This is a genomic window from Ensifer meliloti (assembly GCF_030064585.1).
Classification (GTDB): Bacteria; Pseudomonadota; Alphaproteobacteria; order Rhizobiales; family Rhizobiaceae; genus Sinorhizobium; species Sinorhizobium meliloti.
On the sequence record NZ_CP120366.1, the window covers coordinates 632,453 to 658,705 of the forward strand.

A 26,253-nucleotide genomic window follows, 5' to 3' on the forward strand; every position below is an offset into this window, starting at 1 on the left:
GACAGATATCGCACACCAGCTCAGAAACGTGGCGAGCGATCGTTCTCGCTCAAGCGCCAGCGTCGACGCCGACCTCACCTGAAACCGGAGCGGCTGGACGAGTCAAATGGTCTCGCGGATGGCGGTCAATCTCACTGCGAAGCGAAGCCAGATCAATGAAATGATCCGCTTGTCTGCGCAACTCGTCAGCGATCATCGGCGGCTGTGTTGACATGGTCGAGACCACGGAAACCTTGCGCCCCTTGCGCTGCAGAGTTTCGACGAGTGTGGTGAAATCACCATCGCCCGAAAAGATCACGAGATGATCGGCGGTTCGCGATTGCTCCATGGCATCGATTGCCAGTTCGATGTCCATGTTTCCCTTGATCTTGCGTCGGCCTTGGGCGTCGGTAAATTCCTTGGCTGGTTTGGTGACCACGGTGTAGCCGTTGTAATCAAGCCAGTCGATCAGCGGCCGAATTGAGGAGAATTCCAGGTCTTCGATGATGGCCGTGTAATAATAGGCCCGCAAGAGGTAGGCGCGGTTGCGAAAAGCCTCGAGCAGTTTGCAATAATCGATGTCGAAGCCCAGGCTTTTGGATGCGGCGAAAAGATTGGCGCCGTCGATAAAGAGCGCTATTTTCTCGCGAGGATCGAACATAATGAAACCTCTACTTGGCAGCCCTCAGCGGCTCGTCGAGCGGGCAGGACCGGAGATGCTGCAAATGCTGCGCGGCCAAATGATGGGTCAGAACCAAGTGCGATTCAGCAGCACTATCGACGAGATCATCACCCGTACATGCCGATCGGTGGCGTCTTCGCAATTGCAGTTGTTTTGACAATCCCGTCGCTCGGATTCTCATCTTTAAATGCCAAACCTGCCTGAAACAGCCGCATTCTCACATTTATCTGCCAAGCGACACCTCTAACCAGTTCCTGTTCCTCCCACATCCGATAATGTCTGCTGCCAGGATAACCGGCGACAGTCAAATTAGGGTCAGGCTGCTGATGTTCTGTGACCACTCCAAGTCGGAGCGGTTGGACTTTGTAGATCGGCTCGGCCAGTCGCAGGACGGCAATGTCCCAGGTTCTGTCATGACCTACCTTGAACACGCGCTTGATGAAAGCGCAATCCACCTCAACTCCGGTCGTCACGGGCGGCATCTCCGAATTGTAGGCGCGGTGAAAGCTGGCCGACACTGCGGCCTGCCCCTTAGAAAATACGTTGTGAGCGCACGTCAACAGACATCGCTCGTCAATGAGTAACGCGGTTCCCCATGCCCCGAGACTGCCGAAGCGAATCTGCAGCAATCCGATTGCGTTATAGGTGGAACGTTAGCATCCGTCACATGTGGCATTTTGGAGTCCCCTTCACTTCATCGGCACACTAGCGATTAGGTATTTCGGACGATTGCCAAGTTTCGCTATGACCGAGTTTCGCACTTTCGAGTAAATGCTCTCGTTCAGTTCCATGGTCACGATCGATGTCGTGATGTTGAAGTTGACGTCCCACCTTAAAAAACCTGCCACTTCTTTCTCAAATGTGAACTTTAGAAGTGCGATTGCCATATTTGGGTTGTCGCCAGAAATGTAACTCGGCCCGACAATGACGACCCCTTCGTCACCAACCAAGGCTGCATTGCTCCATATGCGGATTGCACTGCTTGTGGTGGGCAGCTGTTGAGATGCCGCGATGCTGGAGAGCACGAGTTGATCCACATTTTCCGGCATGTACGATGTAATCAGCTCCGCCCAGTCGACCGGTGATGCCGCAACTTCAGTTCTTTCGCTCAAGCTGCCAGTTATCCATCCCATCACTGAAAGCGTGCCGAAGAAAGTCCTTTGCCAATCGCCCGTCGCTGTATGCCTGTTGAACTGTTTGTCAGCAGCCAGCTGTGCGAAGAGAAGTGAGTTGCTGATATCATCGATCATTTGCTTTGGAAGAGCGCTGTCGAAAGCCAACAGTGCTCCTTCATTAATCTGCGCTGAAGCCGTTCCTACCAGTGAGAACTGGGTAGTCTCGGGTGGTGAAGCGGTCTCAAGTGCGCGCTCCCGCGCGGAAAGCTCAGGGAGCGTGATCGCATCGAAATGTACGGACATCATAAGCCTCATGCTTGATTTGGGCGTCACGCAAGCGGCACTCTCGGCACAGACTTGCAAAGGACCCAGGTGGGACGACGGTTCACGCAACGATCGTCGTGGCCGTCCCGGATGCAAAGGCAGTGCATCTTTGACGGTCACGACGTTGAGTCTGCGCCTGGCGTTAAATTGGAATGTCGGCGACCAGCTGCTGGGCGCGCTCGCCGAGTTTATCGATAATGGCCTGCCGAACTTGTGAATAGACGCTTTCGTTGAGCACAAATTTGTTAGCAGCTCGCTGTATGCGGATGCTCGTAGACTCCCATGTCCACCACAAGAACCGGCCATGGCTAGTGGATGCATTAAACTGCATCCCATCAAGCACCATCACAACGTCACCGTTGGGTAGCGCGTCAACGGGGAATATCTGAAAATTTCCGTTGTTGCCGTCACTGGACTTTGCATCCCAAATAGTCATTTGCTTCGAATCGTCGCTAAGACCTTTAAGCCCCTCCATCGTAGCGGCCACCATGGCGACTTCGTCTCCGGTTGCAATCGCTGCGAGAATACCAAGAACGGCCTCGTCGAGCTTTACCGTGGAACCGCCAGATGTGTAGGTATCAAAGGCAAAGGCTGGCTGGTTCCAACCAATCTGACCCAGGACATTGATATAGTTTCTGTACCAGTCCATGGGGGCCCTATAACGATCGAAAGCTCTGTCTGATGCTAACTGGGCAAAAAGGGTTGAGTTCTGCACGTCGGCTTTGTTTTCGCCAGAAAGATTCTGGGTGAAGGAAGTCAGGCTTCCCGCGTTAACCTGGGCAGTTTGTGTATTGTCTGCCAGAGAACGGAGCGGCGCGGAATAGCCAGCAGCACCCCGCAGCTTGTCCAGCAGCTCCCCAAGATCATCGTCTGTTGGAAGTTTCGTTACTGATATGAATTTCAAAGCAGCAGAAGTCATTTACCAGTCTCCTATCCCTAGAGTGGCGCAGAGATTTTACGGCACTATATGATTCATTTGCATGCGAATGCAGCAGATCGCAGACGTGCTTTGACCGTCGATTATACTCCCTGGAGAGAGTTCATTTTATCGGATTGCTGAGCCCTCAGCGTCAACTCACGGGCGAGCCTTGCACGTTGAATACACTAACAGAGCGCCACTTTTTTTGCAACCATAAATTAGTACCCCTGAATATTACAGGGATCACAGATAGTACCCCCAACAATCTACGGAGTGCACCTCAAGACGCCATTCATCGCCGACCTCGGACGGATATGGGAGCGATCCATTAGCACGCCCTGCCGCCGGCAAACGCTTTCGCCCGCAATCAGGGCCATCAACATCGGCCCCGCGAAAACTTGCCGCACTCAGCCTTGCGCGTCAGATCGCGCAGGTAACCGCCGGCCGAGTTGATGTGCCCTGCCCTTTCGAGGATGCGGGCCGTGACCGCGGCGGCGTTCTCCGGTCCAAGGATCTCGCAATCCTCCTGATAGGCGCTCGGACTGAGCCCGAGCATCGATCTGACTGTGGCTTGGCATTCAATTAGGGCCTTCCTCAATTTGTGTGGTTCACTCGCCGTTAGACATGATGCCGCTATAGGCGGGTATGCGAACGAAAATGAAATGGTCGCCCGGCCGAGGGGCAAAAGTTCTGGGTGTCGCGCTCACAGATGACGAAAGTTGGGTTGTTTCCGCTGCCGGGCCAGCTTTCGGCATCTGCCCTGATTGCGGACGGCGGACCCGATATCGGCATGGCTGGTCCAACCGAAGCCTCCAAGGTCTGCCGGTCCAGGGCAAAACCGTAACGGTAAAGCTTCGGTTGAGCCGCTGGCGGTGCGCGCATCAGAAATGTGAACGACAAACGTTCACCGACCGACTGCCGACGATTGCTTCCCCTTATGCGCGCCGGACAAGGAGGGTCTCCGAGATTGTCGGTCTGCTCGGCCATAGCGCAGGCGGCCGTCCCGGTGGATCGGCTTATACCCACTGGTTCCGCCCGCAGATACCGAAGCTCATCGTCGAGTGCTCTTCCGCAATCTCGATCCACAAGGATCTCGGGCCGCCGTCTGCCGTCCGACCAGCGATAGCCGGGCGCCTTCAGATGGTCTTTCATGTCGAAGGGGCTGTTTTCCGCGCGCTTAGTGCGATGGTGTGCGGAGCGAGGCGTGATCAGCGTCGCTCCGGAAGTAGCGCGCCGCCGCCTCCGTCCGGTTGCGCACGTTCATCTTCTTGTAGATGTTGCGGACATGCACCTTGACGGTGTTTTCGGAAAGCCCGAGACGATCGGCGATGATCTTGTTCTGCATGCCAACGCATATGAGATCGAGAATCTGGGTCTCGCGCATCGTCAGGAGGTCTTGGCCAAAGTCGATCTTGCGTTCTAGATCGATGTCTTCCAAAGACGCCTGTTTTTGCGCGACAAGGCCGCCCCCTGCCAGCCCTCTTGGCGCCGGGCGCCGAAGCAAAGCGGCGGGAAAATGCTCGCCGCCCTTCATCAAGAGATCGATGGCGGTAAGGCATAGGTCGAGATTGAGATTCAGGGGCAGGACGCCGTTGACCGACCCTTCGTCGACAAAACCCGCGATCGACGGGTCAAGCTCGTCCGCGTTCTGCACCATCAGGCCGATCGCGGCCTTGGGATGGAACTCGTGGATCGTCCTGATGATCGACGGGAATGCTGCCGCCGGCAGGCGGTAGAGCATGACCAGGCTTACGTCGATAAGATTGCCGTCCAGGAGATCGTCGGCATCGGAAAGGCTTACGATGTCCTGATCGTGAAAACGCGCGCTGATCGCCTGTGTCAAACATTCGGCGAACAGGTCGTTCTTTGCGAGCATTACAATCTTGCTTTTCTTCGGCAATACCTTGTTGCTATCTTCAAAGTCGGTCGATCTCGTCGGGTACATTTGTCCCTCCCTGGCACTCCCTATAGATTCCGGGTTCTGTGTCGATGTCTGAGTGCGTTAAAATTCCTACAGAGAACATTGTCTAAATATTTCGGAAGAATCCTTCAGTACGATATTGATCCAGTATTGTAATTAATTCGTTACTGAAATTAGATACGTTCAGATCAGGCTAGCGCGCCGTCACTCAATACTTGGTACTAATTATGTTTTATCAATACAATCTTCGAGCGCCATTGTCATTACCGCCCAGTTCCGATAGTTATCGCTCCGTTTATTTCTACTCAAAATGGACTAGCTCAGATGTCAGCAAGCGTGCAGAGCGTTCGATTGTTGCGGTGCAGAAATCGCTGGAGGTCCAATTGGGACAGCGCGCGGCGTGTCCGACGCTTCGAGGTCTCCTGTGACCCTCCTGCGACTTACGGCAACGGGTATATTCGACTTCATTTTAGACGATCGGGTAGACCGGCCGATAGCGGCCATCTCAAGGGGCGCTCACAGGTCCACGCAACGAGCACCATGGTTCAGGGGGCTTCTCCTCGGGCCTTACGCAGGGCGGTCGTGTCCCCACAGGTGGTGTAGCTCGGCGGTAGCGAAGCCGCTCGCGAGCGCGCCCTTAACAGCGCCGTAGTGAGCGGGCGGCGGAGCGGTGGTCATCGATGTTCTCCGGTAGGGTCGGGTTGCTGACACCAACCTGATTCGAAGGAACCACCGATGACCGACGACATGATGAACCTGCGTGCACTCGTGGAGAAGTCCCCCGACGCCGATCTTTTGCGCGAGATGATCGGTTTTGCCGCCGAGCGGCTGATGGAGCTGGAGGTGGGCGCCGCCACCGGTGCCGGCTATGGCGAGAAGAACCCACTGCGGACGGCCCAACGCAACGGCTACCGCGAGCGGGATTGGGAGACGCGCGCCGGAACCGTCGAGCTGCGCATTCCGAAACTCAGGAAGGGCTCTTACTTTCCGGGCTTCCTGGAGCCGCGGCGCATGGCCGAGAAGGCGCTGACGGCGGTCATCCAGGAAGCCTATGTGCAGGGAATCTCGACCCGCTCGGCCGACGATCTGGTCAAGGCCATGGGCATGAGTGGCATCTCCAAGAGCCAGGTCAGTCGGCTGTGCGAGGAGATCGACGGCAAGGTCAAGGCCTTCCTCGATCGGCCGATCGAGGGCGACTGGCCATATCTGTGGATCGATGCCACCTACCTGAAGGTCCGCCGCGGCGGCCGGATCGTCTCCGTCGCCGTGATCATCGCCGTCGGTGTCAACAGCGACGGTCGCCGGGAGGTGCTGGGCATGGAGGTCGGCACCTCCGAGGCCGAGCCGATCTGGACCGAGTTCCTACGCAAGCTGACCCGCCGTGGCCTCAGAGGCGTCAAGCTGGTCGTCTCCGACGCCCACGAAGGCCTGAAGGCCGCCGTCACCAAGGTGCTCAGCGCGACCTGGCAGCGCTGCCGGGTGGGGCTGTTGAAGAACCAATCGTCGGCGGAGCTATGCGGAAGCCACCGACAAGCCGATTCCAAAAACTTTCCTTTGCCTGAAGGGATGTCGGGCTGAACTGGTGGCTTCTTGGCTGTACACGAACAGCAAAATTGACAGAAAAGCACTCGCCAGTCGTTTCAAGTTGACTGCCGCGGCCGTCAGATAGGCTTGGGTTTTCATATTTATGAGGCCGCGCCGGATCGCTCTCGATAGCCCGTGCCAAGTCTTCGCTTCGCCGTGATATCCCTCTGAGCGCCAGCGGTGACGCTGGTACAAAGCTCGGTCCTCGTCCGACCATCGTTCTCTTCGGCGACGAGCTCGCAGGAGTGCCGGATAGTCATCGCCGAGCACTACCGCCTTGTTCACACGGCCATTGGAAAGGCAAAGTCGCGCCAGATCGCAGTGCCGACAGTCGGCCGCGCGAGATGTAAAGAAGCGCCCATGTTTAACGGCACGGCCCGCCTTCAGCATCTTGCCGCGCGGACATTTAAGGGTGTCGTGCTTGGCGTCATAACGAAAGCGGCGCATAGGCACAGGGCTACGAATTGGCTCTGCCTTTGCCGGAATAACGGCTTCGATCGCGCGTTGCTCCATACCTGCGAACACCTTAGCGTACGCATAGCCGGCGTCGGCCGTTGCCGTTTTGATTGTCGTGCCGGTCATCGCGGCGACCGCGTCGAGACGACCGAGTATGACTTGTCCCTCATTAATCTCGCCTGTGGTGACCTCCACATCTAAAATTACGCCGCAAGCATCATCCACCACGGCATGTTGCTTGTAGGCCGGCTCCAGTCTCCGATTACGCCCGTTGGTTGCCATGGACGCATCAGGGTCGGTGACGCAGACTTTCTTGTATTTGCCTGTTTTGCGGCTTTTTCGTTCGCTCTCAGCGGCTTCATTGGCGTCGGTGACCGCATCTATGTGGCGGACCGCAAGACTTTCCCAGCTGACGTCGGCCCGGATGAGTGAGGCGTCGACATGAACGACCTCACCCTTCGCGACTTTGGCCGCTACGCAGACCTTTACCGTCCGCTCAAAGATAGTTCGGAAACGTTCTGCACCCCAGCGCTGACGGATACGCGTCAACGACGAATGGTCCGGGAGAACTTCGTGCAGACCGAAGCCGATAAACCAGCGAATAGCGATGTTTACCTGAGCCTCGCGCATCAGCCGACGGTCATGGACAATTCCGAGAAGAAAGCCTGCAAGCATCAGCCGGACTGCTACTTCCGGGTCGATGCCGGGTCGGCCGAAGCCCGCCGCATAAAGCTCAGAGGCTGCCTCAAAAAGAATTGAGTGATTTCAGCCAGTTGTGATTCCGTCGGATTTGCAAAGATTCGATGGAGATCACGATGGCCTGGACTGAAACCACCCGGCGCAATTATGTCCGGCGGACGAGCGGATATGCAAGCGATGTCACGGATCGCGAATGGGATTTTGTTGCACCGTTCATGCCTGCGCCACGGCGTCTGGGTCGTCCGCGCAAGACTGATTTGCGCGATGTTTTAAACGCCCTTCTCTATATCGCTTCGACAGGCTGCCAGTGGCGGATGCTGCCGAAGGACTTTCCGCCCTGTTCGACGGTGCAGCGATATTTCTATGAATGGCGGGCAATGGGTCTTTGGCCACGGATCAACCATCACCTCGTCATGGAGGCGCGGGAACTGGAGGGGAAAGAAGCCTCGCCGACAGCGGGCGCGATCGACAGCCAAAGCGTTAAAACGACGGAAAGCGGCGGTATTCGTGGCTTTGATGCAGGCAAGAAGATTAAGGGCCGCAAGCGCCACATCATTGTCGACACGCTCGGGCTGATGGTCGGCCTCATGGTGCACAGCGCCGATATTCAGGATCGCGACGGCGCTCCCGATCTCCTGAAATCCATCAAAAACCGGTCGCCGTGGTTGCTTCATGTCTTCGCTGATGGCGGCTATGCGGGCGACAAGCTCAAAAAGCGGCTGCAGAAAATCGGGAAATGGACACTCGAAATCATCAAACGTTCCGACAAGGCCAAGGGTTTTGAAATCCTGCCACGCCGCTGGGTCGTCGAGCGGACCTTCGCCTGGCTGGGTCGATGCCGCCGACTGGCCAAGGACTTCGAAAAATCCGTCGCTTCAGCAGAAGCGTGGATCACCATCGCCCACATCCGCATGCTCACCAGACGCCTTGCAAGATATGGATATCGTTGAAACCTTTTCGAGTCCGACTCTCAGCCACCTCTTCGTGTAGCCAGGAGAGGTCAAGAACTCGATCGACTTTGACCAATATGTGATCGTCCGGGACCAGATCCCGAAGCGAGCCGCACATGTATAGTTCCAGCTGATCGCGTTCCTTACGGCCGAGCATCGTGGAAGCTCCAGAGAATCAACGACTACTCAATTGAATCAGATACATAGCACTTCTTCAACAGCCCCCGGGTCCACTTCATGCGCAACGTTCTCGCCCATGCCGGCAAGAGCGGCCGCCGTGTCGTCTCCGCCTTCATCGCCACCGCCTTCGCCCAGGAGACGCCGGAAGCCGCAAGCGCCCAATGGCGCGCCGTCGCCGACCAGATCCGGCCGAAGGTGCCCAAGCTCGCCGTCATCATGGATGATGCCGAAGAAGACGTTCTCGCCTACATGACCTTCCCGAAGGAGCACCGCGCCAAGCTGCACTCGACCAACCCGATCGAGCGCCTCAACGGCGAAATCAAGCGCAGGACCGAGGTCGTCGGCATCTTCCCCAATGATGACGCCATCGTCCGCCTCGTCGGCGCGATCCAGCTCGAGCAGAACGACGAATGGGCTGTGCAGCGCGCCAGATACATGACGCTGGAAACCATCAGCCAGATGAGCGATGATCCGCTCATCAGCCTGCCAGCCGTGGCGCGCTGATCATCCCGGCCCATGCCGGAGAACGCGGCGACCCAGCCGCCACCTACACCACTCCCTGGGACATGATCCGCAGGGCGAAGAGTTTGAGTGTGCTCGTCAGTTCGAGAACCTGCGTTCGACCTCCAGGACATGATGACATTTGAATTGCGTTCAGCTACCCCTGGGGCGGGTGCAGAGGGAATGATTGTGTTTCTTGGAACAGGTGGGGCTGAATGCAGTCTGCCTTGACGATGCCAAGAAATTCAAATCGCTGAAGCGGCACCTGATGGCAAAGTACGCTCTGACGCCGGAGCAGTATCGAGAAAGGTGGAAGCTCCCGGCCGAATACCCGATGGTAGCTCCGAACTATGCCAGACAACGCTCGGAACTCGCACGCGCGTCTGGGCTAGGAAAGAACACGGCATCGACGCCCATCGATCCTCCAGCATCTGGTCGCAAGGAGATGGCCCGAAGTTCGGTTGAAAACTCTGCCTGAGGTGGCATGTCGGACCGGGAAGTAGATTGATCAAATTGGGCGGTTCTTAGCTCGACCACGGCAACAAGAAGGAAATCGCATGCCTGTCGTCGCCTCTTTCATGTATCGCGACGGAAAGCGCGCAGAGGATTTACCGCTCTCCCCCACGCCGATTTCCTTCAGGGACAATGAGTTCGCGTGGATTGGTTTGCAAGCCCCGACGGCCGAGGAGATGGGCGTCCTCCAGCAGGCTTACTCTCTTCATCAACTTGCGGTCGAGGACGCGGTCCATTCGCAGCAAATTCCGAAGGTCGACGTTTACGGCGAGCAACTGTTCGTGGTCGCCAAGACCGCACACCTCGAAGGCGATAAAATCGCCTATGGCGAGACAGCGCTGTTCGTCGGACGACACCACATCATTTCCGTCAGGCAAGGGTCAGCGCGTGCGCATTCCCAGCTTCGTTCTCAACTCGAAGCCTCGCCGCAACTGTTGCAGAAGGGACCAGATTACGTTCTGCATGCGATTATCGACTTCATCGTCGATGGCTATCTTCCGGTCGTACAGACGATCGAGGACAAGGTCCTGGCGATGGAAAAGCACATGCTTGTGGCCTTTCTTGAGCGCGATCAGATCCGTCGTATATTTCGCCTGCGTCGACAAGTGATCCTGTTTCAGCGCATTCTTGGACCCATGTCGGAAGTGGTGGGCAAGCTGGTACACTTGGACTTGCCGTGCATTGACGACCACGCAAAGCCCTATTTCCGCGACGTCCATGACCCCGTCATGCGCGTCGAAGGCATGGTCAATGGTCTGCGCGAGGTGATTACCTCAGTGTTCGAGGCGAGCAACCTGCTAGAACAGCAGCGGCAGGGCACCATCACCCGCCAACTTGCCGCTTGGGCCGCCATCCTCGCCGTTCCGACGGCAATAGCAGGAATTTACGGCATGAATTTCGAGTATATGCCCGAGTTGAAGACGCGGTACGGCTATTTCGCTGTCCTTGCAACGATTGCCGGGCTTTGCGCCTTCCTTTTCTACCGATTCAAGAAATCCGGGTGGCTCTGAGCTGGTGCTAACTCCTATGCTTGAAAGGCGAGCGCATTCCATGAGATCCGAGGCAGATTCGCGCTGCTACAAGTCACGTGTCAAGTTTGGATAGCGGATGTCTCTTGTCCGCGGATCAGAACGCGGCTACCGGTCAAGCGGAGTCACGCTCCGGTCCATCAAATCCAGTTGCAGCATCAATCCGGTGCTGCAATCGACTTTTTTTATCAAGGCGGCGGGCTTCGGGGACGGGGCAGGCGTCAACCGGTCGTGTCGCAAATTTTCTTGGTTAACGGCATGTTGACGATCGGCTGAGAAATTACCGTTCCAGTGTCGTGGAGCGTACAGATGATTCTGAATGCCATTGCCGAGAAGCTGAAGCGCCAGTCTAAGGACGATTTCAAGGGTCGACATTTCGAGGCGTGGCTGATCGTCCAGGCGGTTGCGTGGTACTTGCGCTACCCGCTCAGCTACCGAAACCTGGAGGAGATGTTCCGAGAGCGTGGATTCGAAGTAGACCACAGCACGATCAACCGATGGGTGCTCGCCTATGCGCCGATGATCGAAAAGCGGTTGCGCCAGTTTCGCCGACCCCATTGCGGTTCGGTCCGGATTGACGAGACCTACGTCAAGATCCGCGGCAGGTGGCGCTATCTGTATCTCGACAAGCACGGAAGCCCGGTTGATTTCCTGCTCACTGCAAAGCGCGACCTCGATGCCGCCAAACGGTTCTTCCGTAAAATGCTCAAGGAGGAGCCGCTACTATGTCACCAAACATCTGCAGCAAGGCATCGAGAGCGACCATTTCAGAGTGAAGAAGAACATGCCGAAGATCGGCGGCTTTCAATCCTTCCAAACGGCGCGGCGGACGATCGCGGGTTTCGAAGCGATGTTGTGGCTGCGGAAAGGCTTCGGCTTCGCCGGAGGCTGGACCGGCAACGATCAGAACGATCTGCTCGCGCGCCTCTTCGGACTTCAAAAGGTTAACAAAGCGTGAAGGCAGGGTGCATCTCGGCTCAACGCGTCCTATCGCCAGCTTGCGACACGCCCCTTTTAACCGGCAAACAACAGCTCCCGATTTCGCTCCGATCGAACAGCCTGCCAAGATCGAGCCGCCCTGGTGCTCCGAGCGGTCATACGGTGGAACTTCACTGTTGCACAATCCACCCCGTCACCGAGACCAGTTCCTGTTCGGTCGGCGCCCGTGGTAAGGAGCTCCCGGCGTCGAGCATGTCCGCAAAGATTTCCAGTCGGGAGCCATTGAGATAGCGGCCGGGAAGCGATAGCTGGAATACCAGTTGGTTCTTGGGATCGGCCCTGCCGAATGAAGTGGCGGAACCGATAGGGCGGCCGGAGGTGGTTCGAAAGCGGATTTCCGCACCAAGCGGTAACGGACCGGTCACGATATTGAGCCCCACGATCTCGTCGGGCTGCGGCGCCCGCGGCAGGTTGATGACAATTCTTCGTTGATCGGCCATCTCCGCCTTAAATCCCAAGCAGCGCGCTGCCGTTTATCTCTGTGCCAGGCAGCGTGAAACCGCGAGCATGTTTTGCGACCAGCGCATCACCGAAAACATAACCCCCGGATTTCTGTGCCTCGCGCGGTTCAGAACGAGCCCACCTGAATGTCGGTCAGCTGTGCCTTCGCCGGCATGCTGCCTTCAACACGCTTGCCCTCTTGCGCGACCACAACGGCGAAGTCGATCGGTTCGCCTGCTTTGAGCCTACCATCGTCGATCAGCCTGTCGAGCGCCTTGTCGATCGGTATGGTGAAGCTGACCGTGTCGGTATGATGATGACGAACACCGAAGAACTCGAAACTGCCGGCGAAATCCGGTCCGTCCGGGTTGAGATCAGGCGTCGTTCCCTCGGGGGAAATGAAAACGAGGAAATTCAGGCCGCCAACGTCCATGGGCGGCGCGATGCTGACCTTCGCGAATTGACGCGACTGTTCCGAAGGCTTCGCGGCAACATCCACGAGCTCCTGCGAAACGGTGAGCTTGGCAGTCGCCGGTTTGTTTATGGCCACGGCCGCGGACGCAGACACGGCTGCTTCCAATGCCGGAATGGGGGCCGAGCGGCCGGCGGTTGCAACCGGGATCACCTCTTCGCCGCTGCCGGGCTCATAATCATAGTCAAAGTCGCCGATTTCGAGATAGTCGGCGGCCCTGGTCTTGTCGCTGACCGGGCTGCCGTCAGCGTTGACATAAAAGAGATAGGGTTCCGGATCGTACTGCGTCTGTTGGTCAGCCGTTGGCCCGACGGGCAGGCCCATCGCCTGCTGCTTGCGGGTCCAGACATCCCACAGCCGATCGATGTTGCAATGATGCAGAAAGAAGATCGGGTCGAGCGGTGACAGGTTCTGTGACATCAGCCCATAGGGAGCGCTCTGGCCGCCGACGCTCATATGGACGCGGTTATGCGGCTGGCCTTCAAGAATGGAGAAGCCGACCGGTGCCACCTGGTGGCTGGACGATACCGGACTGTTGAAAGCGAGACCCGGAGCGCCCGCGTCGTTGGCGAAGGTTGTTGGCGCCAGCGATGCCTTGATGGTGTCGATGTCGACTGCGGTTTGGGTGGCGGGATTGAGTTTCGGATTCTGCGCCGTCAGGAAGCGGGCGTTCGGCTGGTTGGCGAAGCTCGCCATTGCGTCGCTCCATAGCGCATCAAAATCCGGATAGCCGCGCAGGTTCTGCTGCTGCAATTGGGCGGGGCTGAGACTGTCCCAATAGGCCTTGATCGGCTCCTGCATGATGTCCTGGAAGCGGTTGTGGTCGGGAATGTAGGCGGAGCTGTTGACGGGATCGAGAATCGTGCCGAACAGCGGCGGCAGGACCTCGGGATTGGCCGTCCAGTCCCAATATGGGAGGGCGAAATCCGGATTGCCGCTCAGTTCGCGGCAAGTCTCTTCGAAATAGCCAAGATAGCCGCGGTGCCAGCTGGTGAACCACCAGTCGCCATGGGGGCAGTCCATCAGGTGGATGAAGCCATTGCGGTACCAGTTGCGCCGATCCGAAGGCGGAAGCTTCAGCATCGCGGTAACGGCATCCATATAACTTTGCAAGTCCTTCTGCCCATCGGCGCTGGTCATGTTCTTGCGCCTATGCTTGGTCGCCGCCCGCAGAATGCTCGGTGCGAAGAGCACTGTGCCAGCGGCAGCGGCTGCGCCTTTGACGAAAGAGCGGCGTGAAACCGTCAGAAATCGCGTGCGTGTCATCGAGATTATCCCCTGAACAGGTGTTAGACAGAATGTCTTGCAGCTACGGCAAGGGGTGGAACATCACTGCCGCACGGCATACCAAGAGGCGACGTAGCCGGCCGCAGCAGTCCCGTGCGAATGCGGGACGTCGCGGACGACGCTGCCGACAATGGCATCTCTCTGGTCGACGCCGTTCGGCCAGTTCGGCACGACGTAGCCGCGATAACTGTAGATCCAGGTCTCTCCGGCCACCTCGCCTTTTCCGGTAAATTGCAGTTCGACCGGGTCGCCCGGCTGCACGGCGCCGGTCAATTCTAACGACCAGCCCGGCCCGCCGATGGTTCCGCCAACCCTGCCCGGCTCCAACTCGGTTAGCACCAGCGTTCCCTGACCAAATTCCAGGGCACTGAAATCGGCCGACAGGTCGGGATTGTTGATCAGGCTCCGATAACTCCAAGTGCCGACGAAGCTCATATGTCCTCCCAAAAGGCGATCAGCTATCTAGTGATGGCCGGTAACGGTGCCGCCATGGCCGTCCGGCAGGGTGATCCTGACGTTCTGCATCATCCCCTGGTCCTCATGATCGAGAATGTGGCAATGCAAGACGAACTCGCCGATGTAGCGCTGGTAGCGCGTCCGCACGGTAATCGTGTAACTCGTCGAGGGGTCGGTGCCGGGATTCTTAATCCACAGCGTGTCCTTCCAGACATTCTTCAGTCCCGCATATTGCGGGTCGCCGTCATCATTGGCACCAAGGGCGCTGACATCATTGCCGGCCGCATCGACGATCTTGATGATTTGGAACGGATTGACATGGATATGGAACGGATGGCTGACGAAATCCGACCTGAGCGTCCATTCATCGACTCCGCCAAGCGGCAGCGTCCGGTCGATGCGGCTCGTATCATAGGGCTTACCGTCAATCTCGAAGAAGGTGCCGCCCGGCTGCTTGACATCAATGTTGAACACCAGCTGCTGCTCGCCCGTGACCTCCCCCGGTGCGATGTCCGGATGGGGAATGAAACTTGAAAGCCGCATTTCACCCTTGAGGTCGTCGATGACCTTGCCGGCAACATCCTGCGCCATGGTGCGCTCAGCCGCCGAAATCAACCAATCCTGCAGATAGGTGCCAATCTCGCCATTGACCGCATTGCCTTCCACTGCAGTGACTATGCCGAGAAGGCGGCGGCTCGGAGCAATCTGGTTGACGCTCGCCGCTGCCGGCGCGGCGGCATCGACGAGGCAGTAGTCACCCGCTTGAGGCAGCACCACTAAGGCATCAACCCTGTAGCCCGGCTGCAGCACCGCCTGCTGCCGCATCTGCACCTGCGCCATTGTCAGCCCGTCCTGGGCCACCACGCCATACGGGATGGCATCCTTGCCGCAATTCTGGTCAATCCATCTGTGGGTGTCCGCCGCGGTAAGCGTGCGCAATGCGGCCGTACCGGTCTTCCGCCGGATCTCGAAATTGATGGTGTCGCGAACACCGGCATGGATCATCCGCCAGCGCTCGATCGATCCAGCCACCGCCGGCGCCAATTGGCCCAGCACCTGACCGTTGATGCTGGTGAAGCGACCCGAGGCCGGCCAACTGCCAGGTCCGAACTGATCGTAGCTTTCGATGCCCCCCACCTGCCCTGGCTTGCAATCATAGGTGATGCCGCCGTCGCTGTCGGTGCAAGCATATTGGATCTGCTGTAGCACCAGGACCCGCTCGGGGATATCGGAGCCGTCTGGCTGCTTTAGCAGGCGGTCGAGATCTCCGGTTTCAGTCGGGGTCGGCATGCGATCGCCACGGATAATCAGCGCTCCCGACATGCCGCTCGACACCTGCAATGCGGTCGATCCGTGCAGGTGCGGGTGATACCAGAAGGTGCCCGCGGGATGATCGGCGGGGATGTTGTATTCATATTGGAACTCGACGCCGGGGCGGATCGAAACCAGCACATTGTCGCCATTGCCCGACGGATTTACCCAGAGACCGTGAGAATGCAGGTTCGTACCGCTGAAGCAATGGGGGGTATTAGCACTGCCCCCGCCGATGCCGCAGGTCGAATCCTGAGGGAGCATGTTGTTCAGTGTTATCCGCACCGTCTCACCTGGGCGCACATCGATCGTCGGCCCGACCAACGGCGTGTCGGCACCGGATGGGCGGGCTTGGCGGGCGTCCTGATAGCCGCGGAGCCTCACTCGGTCATATCGCGCGGTGGCCGGATTGTAGACCTGACGGTCGAGGTATGTGACGTTCATATCAAGCAGAACCTCGCCCGGGAAGGTCGCCCGGTTCTGCGCGAAGGTTTCCAGCTTCGCCCGCGATTTCGTGATCGGCTCCAATATGTAGGTTGGTGGGTTACTCACAGTCCGGGCCTCTTGAGTAACAGCCGATAGCACATGGGCGGCCGAAAGAACGCTCGCCACACCGAAGAGCGCAATTTTGTGAGATACAAACAATCAAACCTCCCAAACGTGCAAGAGCGAGACAGCGGGTATTGTCTATGACGTTAGTGATACACACACAGGCCCTCAGCTTGAGGTCTAAGATCACTTCATCTCCGTATGTTTATAGAAGGAAGTTGTCCGACCCAATCTTCTCACCAATGAGAAGGTTACCCATCAGAACCAGAGGGTCATCCGATGGTTACAGGTGCATTACTTTTCAGCCTCGCAAACTATATAGCGCAAAGCGGTGTCTCGCACACCCCTGTAAAACTACTGATTGCGCCGAGTCCGTGCTTACAATGCTTTCGGATGCAAAATCCGCTAGACAGAAGATTCGAAAATTCTTCAGAAGTTCCCGGCTCCGGTTCGCACCCTGACGGCGACAGCCTTTGTAGCTATGCTGACTGAAGCAGAAAAGCAGAGGGACGCAGTCCTCGCCCGCGCTACCAATGTCACTTTAGGTAAACGCGGTAGGGGTTTACGACGGCAAAAGGGGGTCCATGAAGGCCCCGTAACCAATAGGATTGGCCCGAATTGTTGCGGGCCCGTTCGGACACGCCCACGGCGTCTCCCTGTAGCCAGCGCCGCTGTTCGGGATACGCCAGCATCGCAAGGACCGCGTGGTCGATGGTCGCAGCAGTGGTGGCGAAGCCGCCCAGCAGCATGCTGATCAACTCCGCATCCGACAGCGTGTCGGCATCGTCGTCGTGTGCGCCTACCAGCATCGATACGATGTCGTGGCACGGATCGGTGCGCTTGCGCTGTATGAGGTCGCCGAAGTAGGCCTGCACCCTGGCGCTGGCCGCGTCCGCCGCGGCGAGCTGGGGATCGCTGGCGTGCGGGCTCAGGCCTTCGAGAATCGCGCCGATGCCGGCGGCGAGCCCGAACATGTCGTCCTGGGGCAGCCCGAACAGTTCGGCGAAGACCAGCATGGGCAAGGCCAGCGCGAATTCCCGATGCAGGTCCACCACCTCCCCGCGCTCCAGCGTGGACGCCATGCCGTCCAGGCGCGCTGCGACGATGCGCGCGATGCTCGGCCGCAGGTTGTCGATCTGGCGCCTGGTGAAATCGCGCGAGATCAGCCGACGCAGACGCGTATGCGTCGGTGGGTCCTTCATCGCCAGCGTGGATGCCAGCAGATTGAGCGACAGGCTGGTCGCCGCACGTGGAAAATAGCGCGCCAGTTCGCCCGGCGTTGGTCCCCGAAACGCATCGCCCGTCGCCTTGAGCGCCCAGTGGATGTCGGCGTGGCGGCTCAACAGAAAGAGGCCCGACTCCGCGCGATGCACCGGATCATGCTCGCGCAACCACCGCATGAACGGATACGGGTCGTGGATGCAGGTTGGCGAAGCCATTTCGGCGAAGGCGTCCCGGCATGCTGCCGTGGTTTCTGGCACGTCCATCTTGATTACCTCTTGGCTGGCTGATCCGGGCGGTGCGCGCCAGGCGCCCCGGCAAATTGCGGAAAAGATCGCGATGCGCGGCGGCGTCCGCGCATCACCAGAGCACCGGGAACGCTTCGAACCCGCCCGGGATGATCGCCTTGCGCAGCTTCAGTTCTTCGGGTGCCACGGCCAGGCGCAGCGCGGGAAATCGCTGGAAGATAGAACCGAACACCACCCTGAGTTCCAGCCTGGCCAGCTCCACGCCGATGCAGTAGTGCGGGCCGTAGGAGAAGGCCAGATGCGGCTTTTCCTCGCGTCCGACGTCGAAGATTTCCGGGTCGTCAAAATGGCGCGGATCGAACGATGTCGCCGGCAGACCGACAAGCACCTTGCTCTCTGCGGGAATATGTACGCCCGCGATGGTCACGTCGGTCCTCGGATAGCGCATGATGCCGTCCCAGCCCGCGCCCGGCGGGTACATGCGCAGGATTTCCTCCACCGCCTTGTCCACCAGAGATGGATCGCCGACCAGGCGTTCGCGTTGTTGCGGATGGCGAAACATGGCCAGTAGGCCGAATTCGATCTGCGCGACAGTGGTCTCGTGGCCGGCCACCAGCATGCCAGCCGCCAGGCCGATCGCCTCTTCCTCGGTCGCCTTGCCCTGGTCGACCGCCGCGAGTAGATCCGTCAGCAGGTTGTCGCCCGGATCCTGGCGCTTGTCTCGCATCTTGCCGCGAATGTAGGCGCGCAATTCTTCCCAGGCCAGGCGCGCCGCGCTGCGCGGGCCGCTTTCATACTGGTGCGTCATCACCTTGTCGGACAGCCCGGCGAAAAAGGCGTGATCCTCATAGAGCACGCCCATCAGCGCGCTGATGACCATGGCCGGAAGCGGAAAGGAGAGGTGGCGGCGCAGGTCGGCGGGCTGCGGCTGGGCCGCCAGCGTCTCGAACAACTCCGCTGCGATCGCCTCGACCTGCTGCGCGAGCAGCTTCACCCTGCCGCTGCTGAAGGCCGGCGCCACGATCGTGCGTAGCCTGGCATGCTCGCTCCCCTCGTGCGAGCCCAGCCACCCCGGCGAACCGAGAATCACCGTAGCCGAGGTGACTGCCGCTGGCGGCATTCCCGAGGGCCGGAACGCCGCGTCGGACAGTACCGCCTTGGCCTCGTCGTAGCCTGTCACCCACCAGCCTTCGTCCCCGGACGGGAAGCGCACGCGGTGGATCGGACCTTTGGCGCGTAGCGCCAACATCTCGGGCGAGGGCTCGATGTGATCGACGCGCCACATCGGCAGCATCGGTAAGGGTTGTTCGGACATGGTGGCACTTCACTCTCTAAGCGATGGAAGGGCGGGACCGGCATGCGCTGGGCAGCGAATGACGTAAGACGAAGCTCTACTAGTAGTACTTGTTTAAGGCAAGAGGAGCAGAGATGTATTTAAGAATATATTCTGTTATTTGATAGCGCGACAATACGTCTTCTATATATCGTCAAGATCTGGAAACGTACGAAAAATATATTTAAAAATATTCTCCTGTTTTATTGTCTCAACTGAGAGTCGGACTCGAAAAGGTTTCAACGATATCCATATCTTGCAAGGCGTCTGGTGAGCATGCGGATGTGAGCGATGGTGATCCACGCTTCTGCTGAAGCGACGCATTTTTCGAAGTCCTTGGCCAGTCTGCGGCATCGACCCAGCCAGGCGAAGGTCCGCTCGACGACCCAGCGGCGCGGCAGGATTTCAAAACCCTTGGCCTTGTCGGAACGTTTGATGATTTCGAGTGTCCATTTCCCGATTTTCTGCAGCCGCTTTTTGAGCTTGTCGCCCGCATAGCCGCCATCAGCGAAGACATGAAGCAACCACGGCCACCGGTTTTTGATGGATTTCAGGAGATCGGGAGCGCCGTCGCGATCCTGAATATCGGCGCTGTGCACCATGAGGCCGACCATCAGCCCGAGCGTGTCGACAATGATGTGGCGCTTGCGGCCCTTAATCTTCTTGCCTGCATCAAAGCCACGAATACCGCCGCTTTCCGTCGTTTTAACGCTTTGGCTGTCGATCGCGCCCGCTGTCGGCGAGGCTTCTTTCCCCTCCAATTCCCGCGCCTCCATGACGAGGTGATGGTTGATCCGTGGCCAAAGACCCATTGCCCGCCATTCATAGAAATATCGCTGCACCGTCGAACAGGGCGGAAAGTCCTTCGGCAGCATCCGCCACTGGCAGCCTGTCGAAGCGATATAGAGAAGGGCGTTTAAAACATTGCGCAAATCAGTCTTGCGCGGACGACCCAGACGCGTGAACGGTGCAACAAAATCCCATTCGCGATCCGTGACATCGCTTGCATATCCGCTCGTCCGCCGGACATAATTGCGCCGGGTGGTTTCAGTCCAGGCCATCGTGATCTCCATCGAATCTTTGCAAATCCGACGGAATCACAACTGGCTGAAATCACTCAATTCTTTTTGAGGCAGCCTCTAAGAATACAAGCGTCGTCGAAACCAGGACCGTTTCGTCATCCTGGGACAAGTCCGCGGGAAACCTGGTGACTGGGCGGGCGGCGACCGGCGAAGAGACATACAGGATCGTCTGAGGCTGCTCGCCCTGCACTGGTGCGCGCAAATCGCTGCACCTGTTCATTGGGAGCGCCTTGATTGATTCTGTTCTCGGGCCGCGAAGTTGCCGGAGAGCGCCCGAAACAGGTAGAGCTGTCCGCGCAGCGAAGAAGATCGATGCCGTGCCGCCATTCGGGAATGGCGATCAACGTGCGTCGCGGCGGCGTTTCGGCACGGCCGGCAGCGCCTGGCTCTTGCCCGGATGGACGGAACCACGCGGATCGAACGTCGAGGTAACGGCGCCTCGCGTGGCCCAGACTTCAAGATCGTTAACAGCATAAAAGACACGGTCGCCCAGCTTGCGGTAGGCGGCTTCCTTGGTGCGCAGGAAGCGCGGCGGTAGAGGGGCAAAATCGGGTCGCATTGGTAGGGCCTCCGTCGGGTTCAGGGCCGCCGCTGCGGATCAGCGGCGGACGGCTGCCAAATACCAGCGGAAAGCCTTCAGGGGGGATGGGGAACTAAGGGGATCTAAAAATCCCCCCTTTGTGCCAGTCCGATCCGCTAGGATCGGCGGCGCTTACGAAGGAGGCCAACATAATCGCCGGCGATCAGGTCGGAGGAGCCTTTGGCCAACCCTACCACCCTGTCACGCTGCGAAGAGGTTTTCCACGGCTCTTCGGCCACCCGTGCCTCGCCGAAGATAACGATGGCGATTTCGCGCTAGGTGGCGCCGTTGCTGTGCCCATCAGCGGCCTGAATCTTATGCCGCAATCGGCGCCGCCTGTCGGGCGTTATACGTCTATCAGCCGGCACGGGAAGGCCATTCGAGGCGCGCCAGGTCCGGTCCGTCGCATCAAGCCGGTCGGGCGTGTTCCGGTCAAGAATGACATAAGAAACCGCCTGGTTCGGATCGACGCCATCGAGCACGACGTCCGAATCGCCGATGACGTGCCGGCCATCAGGGCTATCGCGCGCGATGCCAATACCCGGGTGCAGAGGTCCCAAGATAACGATCCCCGGGTTGGTCAAAGGCGACCAGAGCACCGACTGCTCCGTGGCGGAAAGCGCGGGCCCGGCCGGTTGTGTGCGTCAAGTTCTGCAAAATTGGGCGGTCATGCGTGCTGGTCATGCGGCTTGACGGAGTGCGAGTTTCTTGTGCTCTCGCAGGTCGTCCATGTTGATGTAGCGATTGGCCTCCATCCAGTTTTCGTGGGTTTCGACGGCGAGCGCGCGGACGAGGCGTAGGCAGCTCTCGGTATTGGGAAAGATGCGCACGACGTAGGTTCTGCGGCGGATTTCCCTCCTTTGGTGACGTACCCGCTTGCGCTCGGCACCTCTCGCCTCACGTATCAGCCGAAATCAGCCGAACTTCAGGCCGATCTTACCGCTTGCAGAAGCGGTGAGCTTTGTCGCCGATTTCTTCCCAGGCCGGTCGCGCGTGCGAGCTCGGATCGCTTTCTGGCATAGTTCGGAGCTACCATCGGGTAGTCGGCCGGGAGCTTCCACTTTTCTCGATACTGCTCCGGCGTGAGTGCGTATTTTGCCATCAAGTGTCGCTTCAGAGATTTGAAGCTCTTGCCGTCCTCAAGGCAGACGATGAAGTCGTCGGTCACAGACTTCTTGATCGGCACGGCGGGGCGTTGCTCCTCGACTGTGGCCGGAGTTTTCGTTGGTTCAGAAGTCTTACCCAGCGAGCCGTAGGTTTGCTGAATAAGATGGGGAAGTTCGCTGGGAGCTATGACATTGCGGCTCAAGTAAGCGGACACGATGCGGCTGGTGAGCTCAAGCCTTAGTTCGTTTGAGCGCGATTCCGTCAATGATCTTCTCCACAAGCTGTTACAAATTGAGATCGAGGATGCAACCTGCAGATATTTCGGTCGGAAGGAAGGCAGTGTACGAGAAAGGCAAGACTTATCGACAGGTTCTGCCGCCCTCAGTATCGTCTCTTCCATAGGTCCTGGATGACGGACTCAGCCTGGTCGTCGGAGAGATTCTAGAGCGCCTGAAGCATCCGGATCTTGAACAGCAGCACCGCTGGAAAACGGCGGACGCCCGCCCTTCGATCCGTCGGAGCGCTTCAGCGCTTTGGCCAAAGGCTTCTCGAACACAGGCCACGGGAGGATTGCGTTGAGCTTGTCAAGTGCTGAGCGAGCGCCAGATGGCGCGGATATCGCCGCATTTTCCGCTGTCCCATGGCGTTCCGCGGGTCGACGATCGGCGGGTGGTGAGTGGCATCGTCTATGTGATCAAGAACGGCCTGCAGTGGAAGGACGCTCCGAAGGGATACGGCCCGCACAAGACACTCTACAACCGTTTCTTGCGCTGGAGCCGGATAGGGGTCTTCGACCGCATCTTCGCCGCGCTCGCCGGCGAAGGGTCGCAGCCCGAACGCATCATGATCGACTCCACCCATCTGAAGGCCCACCGCACGGCGGCGAGCCTTCTTAAAAAAGGGGATGTTCCCCGCCCTATCGGGCGAACCAAAGGCGGGCTGAACTCGAAGCTGCACGCTGTCTGTGATGGCGAAGGGCAACCGCTCATCCTGCTTCTGAGCGAAGGTCAGATGAGCGACCACAAGGGCGCCCGGCTCATGGTCGACGCCTTGCCAACCGCTTTCAGCCTGCTCGGCGACAAAGGCTATGACAGCAATTGGTTCCGCAAAGCCCTCGCCGACAAGGGCATCGAACCATGCATTCCGCCGACCAAAAGTCTCAAGCAGCCGATCGACTACGACAAGCTCGCCAGCGCCACAAGATCGAAAACGTGTTCGGCAAGCTCAAGGACTGGCGGCCCATCGCTACCCGCTACGATCGCGGTGCCCACACCTTCTTCTCGGCAATCTGCATCGCCGCTACCGTCATCTTCTGGCTTTGATCACTGAGTCCTGAGCCTAGTCATCCGAATCCGAAATTCGTGTCATAAGTCCTGGACTTTCTGGCAGAAACGTTTGACGGAGGCCAGGATGTCGTCTGCGGATTTCGTCCACCTGTAAGGCTTCGGGTTCTGATTATGGCGTTCGATGAAGCTTCGGATGTCGGCTTCGAGCTGCATTGTCGAAGTGTGGACGCCGCGACGGAGCTGCTTGCGGGTCAGTTCCGCAAACCAGCGTTCGACCTGATTGATCCATGACGCCGAGGTCGGGGTGAAGTGCACGTGGTAGCGCGGCCGTCGCATCAGCCAGTTTTTGACCGATGCAGTTTTGTGGGTCGCATAGTTGTCCATCACGATATGAACGTCCAAATCGGACGGTACGCTCGCATCGATCTGCTTGAGGAAATCCAGGAATTCGGTGGCACGGTGCCGCTTGTAGCATTTGCCGATGACAAAGCCGGAGGCGACATCCAGAGCGGCAAACAACGTGGTTGTGCCGTGTCGGACATAGGAATGCGTGCGCCGTTCCGGCACGCCGGGCATCATCGGCAACACTGGCTGCTCGCGGTCGAGAGCCTGGATTTGGCTCTTCTCGTCCACGCTGAGAACCAGCGCCCGATTGGGAGGTGACAGATAAAGACCGACGATGTCGCGAACCTTATCGACGAACAAAGGATCGCTGGAAAGCTTGAACGTCTCTGTGCGATGCGGCTGCAGGCCGAAAGCGTTCCATATCCGGCGGATCGTCGTGTGCGAAAAGCCTGTGGCCCCTGCCATCGAGCGGATCGACCAATGGGTCGCATCACTTGGCGTTGAACGCAGCGTGCGCTCGATCACAGCCGCGATCTGATCGTCGTCGATGGTTCGGGGCCGACCAGGGCGAACTTCGTCGAGCAGCCCATCGAGTCGGTCTTTGAGGAAGCGCCGTCGCCATTTGCCAACCGTATGTTCATGCACGCCGAGCTCGTCCGCAACGACCTTGCTCGGAACTCCCTCGCCACAGCGAAGAATGATCCGGCACCGCTCCGACAGGGAGCGTGCAACACGATGCTTGCGCACCTGTCGCTCCAGATATTCCCGCTCCGCCTCGCTCAAAACCAATGGGGCCGTTGGTCGGCCAGTCGCATTTGCCATGCCTCAACCTCCAATGAAGAGGCCAAGCATACAATGAAGTGAATTTCAGTTCCAGGTAACAAAATAAGCAGCAATATATTTTTTTCAATATAGTTTCCCGTCGTATCGGCCCCTTCATAAAATATACAGATATATTTCCAAATATATCTTATTCTACTCTTGTTAAAACATTCGTTACTGGTAAAGACCTGTCTTACGTCATTCGCTGCCCACCGCGTCTGCCGCTCACCTCCGCCCTTGCATCGCTTAGAGAGTGAAGTGCTACCATGTCCGAACAAACCTCGCCGACGTTGCCCATGTGGCGCGTCGATCACATCGAGCCTTCGCCCCAGATGTTGGCCGCCGGTGGCATTTCCCCCGGAGTCGGTGATTCTCGGGGTGACTGGTCTCGCACAAGGCGGGCGAGCATGCTCGGTTACGCACGATCGTGGCGCCGGCCTTCAACGACCGCAAGGTGAAGCTGCTCGCGCAGCAGGTGGTCGAGGCGATCGCCTCCAACATGAAACACCTGTACGTTCAGGGCGAATCGGGGCCGGCAACAGTTCAGCTGCTGGCGAACGGTCCCAGTGTCGCGTCTTCCTCGTTTTAGTTCAATCCGTCACCCAAACAGGTCTAATTATGCGTAGAAAAAGCTTGTTGCCATCAGTTCACAGTTATTGTTCTTCGCGGTTTGGTTATCTTCTGGGGTTCGCGTCCTGGGATTTGCACTTGCGTGCGTCACTTATTTCTACTTCCATTTTCGCCTTGTCTTGTTCACCCTATGCGAAGGCAGAGGCGGTACTTCCGGTAAAGCCTTCACCATATCTCGTCGGCGCCATCACGAGAAACATGTTTAGATTGCCAGAACCTAATCAGGACTTGGTTCTACTATCCGCGCATCGCGGATCTTGGGAGATCTATCCCGAGAATTCAGCCTACGCCCTGCAAGATGCCTGGAATTCACAGATCGAGACCGTCGAGGTCGATGTCCGCTTTACCGCCGACAAAGAAGTCATTCTATCTCACGATTACAGGATTGAGCGGGAATCCACTGGAAGCGGCTTGTTGTACAAGCAGAACTATTCGCAAGTACAGCAAGCCAATCTACGCGACCGTCATGGGCGCGTGTTCAAGGATTCCCAAGGGCGCGTGGCCAAGTTCCTGACGTTTTCCGCGGCGCTTGATCTGCTCGCCGGATATGTCACCAATGATGGGCATGGATATGTGATGATCGTCGACGTGAAAGGGGCGGTGGACGATCAGGATCCCACTGATCCTATCGAACTCACGCAACGCTGCCTTGACATCCTCGCGGCCAAGCAAGATCCGCAGCTCAGCAAGGCTGTAGTATTCAAGCTGAAAGCGAAGGATGCGGTAGACATTGGCACGTTTCTGAACCGGACTACATATGACCCCAGTATCATCGGTGGGTTGATCATAGTTGAAAACCCGGACGACAAGAACGTGGAGGATTCAAACCATGATCCTCACCAGGACACGATTTACGATCAGTGGAATGTGGCGCTGTTCCCCGTTCAGTTTGAAATGAACCAATTCTACAAAGGCGACGGGCTTCAAGGGTATTTTGACTATGTCGATCAAAAGCAGGGCTTCGCCACCTATCATGAAAGCAACTACTACCCGGAGGGCGTAGCCAACAGCGCTGGGAAATGCTGCTTCGGGCACAACACCGATCCCACATCGACCGCTCCAGGAGGCATTGTGCCGGACTATCGCGGAGATCCGGAAATGGCGATCATCAACCGTACCAATCTGATCACCACTGACTGGCCCGACGTGGTTGGCGACATGCTGCGCGAGTTAGGGCGCCGCAACACCAGCGAACTGACCCGCTAAAGTAAGACCTGCGCTTCAAAGACGGAT

The 26,253-nt window shown here is 58.1% G+C and carries 17 protein-coding genes and 14 pseudogenes; 10 read left to right on the plus strand and 21 right to left on the minus strand.

From position 1 onward, the window contains the following. Positions 1 to 49: 49 nt before the first annotated feature. The 5 genes and pseudogenes from PZL22_RS27515 to repC form a co-directional block, all read right to left on the minus strand. Positions 50 to 640: a LabA-like NYN domain-containing protein gene (locus PZL22_RS27515; protein ID WP_003532589.1), complete on the minus strand. Its 591-nt coding sequence runs from the start codon at positions 638 to 640 to the stop codon at positions 50 to 52. A gap of 128 nt (positions 641 to 768) precedes the next feature. Beyond that, complete coding sequence (locus PZL22_RS27520) at positions 769 to 1,134, minus strand: S1 family serine peptidase (protein WP_324280232.1); 366 nt, start codon at positions 1,132 to 1,134, stop codon at positions 769 to 771. 216 nt (positions 1,135 to 1,350) lie between these two features. Next, a complete protein-coding gene (locus tag PZL22_RS27525) occupies positions 1,351 to 2,079 on the minus strand; it encodes a hypothetical protein (RefSeq protein WP_013845255.1) in 729 nt (242 codons plus the stop codon). 163 nt (positions 2,080 to 2,242) lie between these two features. Further along, positions 2,243 to 3,019, minus strand: a complete 777-nt coding sequence (locus PZL22_RS27530) for a hypothetical protein (RefSeq protein ID WP_003532595.1) — start codon at positions 3,017 to 3,019, stop codon at positions 2,243 to 2,245. Positions 3,020 to 3,285: 266 nt separating this feature from the next. Then, positions 3,286 to 3,587 (minus strand): annotated as a pseudogene (repC, locus tag PZL22_RS27535) (replication initiation protein RepC); the annotation flags it as partial. Between the two features lie 77 nt (positions 3,588 to 3,664). Here repC and PZL22_RS27540 point away from each other — a divergent pair. Continuing rightward, positions 3,665 to 4,027: pseudogene (locus tag PZL22_RS27540) on the plus strand (transposase family protein); the annotation flags it as partial. A gap of 21 nt (positions 4,028 to 4,048) precedes the next feature. Here the strand turns inward: PZL22_RS27540 and PZL22_RS27545 are convergent. Continuing rightward, positions 4,049 to 4,192, minus strand: a pseudogene (locus tag PZL22_RS27545) (3'-5' exonuclease); the annotation flags it as partial. A 4-nt stretch (positions 4,193 to 4,196) separates the two neighbouring features. Continuing rightward, positions 4,197 to 4,964, minus strand: a complete 768-nt coding sequence (locus PZL22_RS27550) for a helix-turn-helix transcriptional regulator (protein ID WP_003532599.1) — start codon at positions 4,962 to 4,964, stop codon at positions 4,197 to 4,199. Positions 4,965 to 5,675: 711 nt separating this feature from the next. On the opposite strand from PZL22_RS27550, the pseudogene PZL22_RS27555 reads away from it, so the two are divergent. After that, a pseudogene (locus tag PZL22_RS27555) lies at positions 5,676 to 6,437 on the plus strand (IS256 family transposase); the annotation flags it as partial. 15 nt (positions 6,438 to 6,452) lie between these two features. Here the strand turns inward: PZL22_RS27555 and PZL22_RS27560 are convergent. Next, positions 6,453 to 7,718 (minus strand): annotated as a pseudogene (locus PZL22_RS27560) (transposase); the annotation flags it as partial. A gap of 77 nt (positions 7,719 to 7,795) precedes the next feature. On the opposite strand from PZL22_RS27560, the gene PZL22_RS27565 reads away from it, so the two are divergent. Continuing rightward, entirely contained in the window at positions 7,796 to 8,629 is an 834-nt protein-coding gene (locus PZL22_RS27565; RefSeq protein ID WP_284718800.1) for an IS5-like element ISRm4-1 family transposase, read from the plus strand. A 19-nt stretch (positions 8,630 to 8,648) separates the two neighbouring features. Here PZL22_RS27565 and PZL22_RS27570 read toward each other — a convergent pair. Beyond that, positions 8,649 to 8,786: pseudogene (locus tag PZL22_RS27570) on the minus strand (IS5/IS1182 family transposase); the annotation flags it as partial. Between the two features lie 68 nt (positions 8,787 to 8,854). Between PZL22_RS27570 and PZL22_RS27575 the strand changes: the two are divergent. The 4 genes and pseudogenes from PZL22_RS27575 to PZL22_RS27590 all read left to right on the plus strand — a co-directional run. Beyond that, positions 8,855 to 9,313: pseudogene (locus PZL22_RS27575) on the plus strand (transposase); the annotation flags it as partial. Positions 9,314 to 9,530: 217 nt separating this feature from the next. Then, positions 9,531 to 9,788 (plus strand): annotated as a pseudogene (locus PZL22_RS27580) (MucR family transcriptional regulator); the annotation flags it as partial. Between the two features lie 79 nt (positions 9,789 to 9,867). Beyond that, complete coding sequence (locus PZL22_RS27585) at positions 9,868 to 10,833, plus strand: magnesium and cobalt transport protein CorA (protein WP_127701979.1); 966 nt, start codon at positions 9,868 to 9,870, stop codon at positions 10,831 to 10,833. A 327-nt stretch (positions 10,834 to 11,160) separates the two neighbouring features. Next, positions 11,161 to 11,809: pseudogene (locus PZL22_RS27590) on the plus strand (IS6 family transposase). Positions 11,810 to 11,960: 151 nt separating this feature from the next. Here the strand turns inward: PZL22_RS27590 and PZL22_RS27595 are convergent. The 11 genes and pseudogenes from PZL22_RS27595 to PZL22_RS27645 all read right to left on the minus strand — a co-directional run bounded on the left by PZL22_RS27595 (position 11,961) and on the right by PZL22_RS27645 (position 22,202). Continuing rightward, positions 11,961 to 12,290: a hypothetical protein gene (locus PZL22_RS27595; protein ID WP_015061230.1), complete on the minus strand. Its 330-nt coding sequence runs from the start codon at positions 12,288 to 12,290 to the stop codon at positions 11,961 to 11,963. Positions 12,291 to 12,418: 128 nt separating this feature from the next. Then, complete coding sequence (locus PZL22_RS27600; protein WP_014528051.1) at positions 12,419 to 14,029, minus strand: tyrosinase family protein; 1,611 nt, start codon at positions 14,027 to 14,029, stop codon at positions 12,419 to 12,421. A gap of 63 nt (positions 14,030 to 14,092) precedes the next feature. Continuing rightward, positions 14,093 to 14,485 (minus strand): hypothetical protein, encoded by a 393-nt coding sequence (locus PZL22_RS27605; protein WP_003532611.1) that lies wholly within the window; start codon positions 14,483 to 14,485, stop codon positions 14,093 to 14,095. A gap of 27 nt (positions 14,486 to 14,512) precedes the next feature. Further along, positions 14,513 to 16,462, minus strand: coding sequence for a multicopper oxidase family protein (locus PZL22_RS27610; protein ID WP_127701981.1), 1,950 nt, complete (start codon positions 16,460 to 16,462; stop codon positions 14,513 to 14,515). Between the two features lie 542 nt (positions 16,463 to 17,004). Continuing rightward, positions 17,005 to 17,853 (minus strand): annotated as a pseudogene (locus PZL22_RS27615) (cytochrome P450); the annotation flags it as partial. A gap of 94 nt (positions 17,854 to 17,947) precedes the next feature. Then, positions 17,948 to 19,150, minus strand: a complete 1,203-nt coding sequence (locus tag PZL22_RS27620; protein WP_284718802.1) for a cytochrome P450 — start codon at positions 19,148 to 19,150, stop codon at positions 17,948 to 17,950. A gap of 257 nt (positions 19,151 to 19,407) precedes the next feature. Further along, positions 19,408 to 20,229 (minus strand): IS5 family transposase, encoded by an 822-nt coding sequence (locus PZL22_RS27625; RefSeq protein WP_284718803.1) that lies wholly within the window; start codon positions 20,227 to 20,229, stop codon positions 19,408 to 19,410. A gap of 361 nt (positions 20,230 to 20,590) precedes the next feature. Then, entirely contained in the window at positions 20,591 to 20,809 is a 219-nt protein-coding gene (locus tag PZL22_RS27630; protein WP_127702049.1) for a DNA-binding protein, read from the minus strand. A gap of 137 nt (positions 20,810 to 20,946) precedes the next feature. After that, positions 20,947 to 21,429: pseudogene (locus tag PZL22_RS27635) on the minus strand (DUF2285 domain-containing protein). A gap of 81 nt (positions 21,430 to 21,510) precedes the next feature. After that, positions 21,511 to 21,684 (minus strand): annotated as a pseudogene (locus PZL22_RS27640) (transposase); the annotation flags it as partial. Positions 21,685 to 21,755: 71 nt separating this feature from the next. Beyond that, a complete protein-coding gene (locus PZL22_RS27645) occupies positions 21,756 to 22,202 on the minus strand; it encodes a Ros/MucR family transcriptional regulator (protein ID WP_046067108.1) in 447 nt (148 codons plus the stop codon). 341 nt (positions 22,203 to 22,543) lie between these two features. Here PZL22_RS27645 and PZL22_RS27650 point away from each other — a divergent pair. Next, positions 22,544 to 23,259, plus strand: a pseudogene (locus PZL22_RS27650) (IS5 family transposase). Between the two features lie 42 nt (positions 23,260 to 23,301). Here PZL22_RS27650 and PZL22_RS27655 read toward each other — a convergent pair. Further along, positions 23,302 to 24,390, minus strand: coding sequence for an IS630 family transposase (locus PZL22_RS27655; protein ID WP_088198005.1), 1,089 nt, complete (start codon positions 24,388 to 24,390; stop codon positions 23,302 to 23,304). Positions 24,391 to 24,656: 266 nt separating this feature from the next. On the opposite strand from PZL22_RS27655, the pseudogene PZL22_RS27660 reads away from it, so the two are divergent. Then, positions 24,657 to 24,892 (plus strand): annotated as a pseudogene (locus PZL22_RS27660) (cytochrome P450); the annotation flags it as partial. A 206-nt stretch (positions 24,893 to 25,098) separates the two neighbouring features. Then, positions 25,099 to 26,226, plus strand: coding sequence for a glycerophosphodiester phosphodiesterase family protein (locus PZL22_RS27665; protein ID WP_088194922.1), 1,128 nt, complete (start codon positions 25,099 to 25,101; stop codon positions 26,224 to 26,226). Positions 26,227 to 26,253 lie beyond the last annotated feature (27 nt).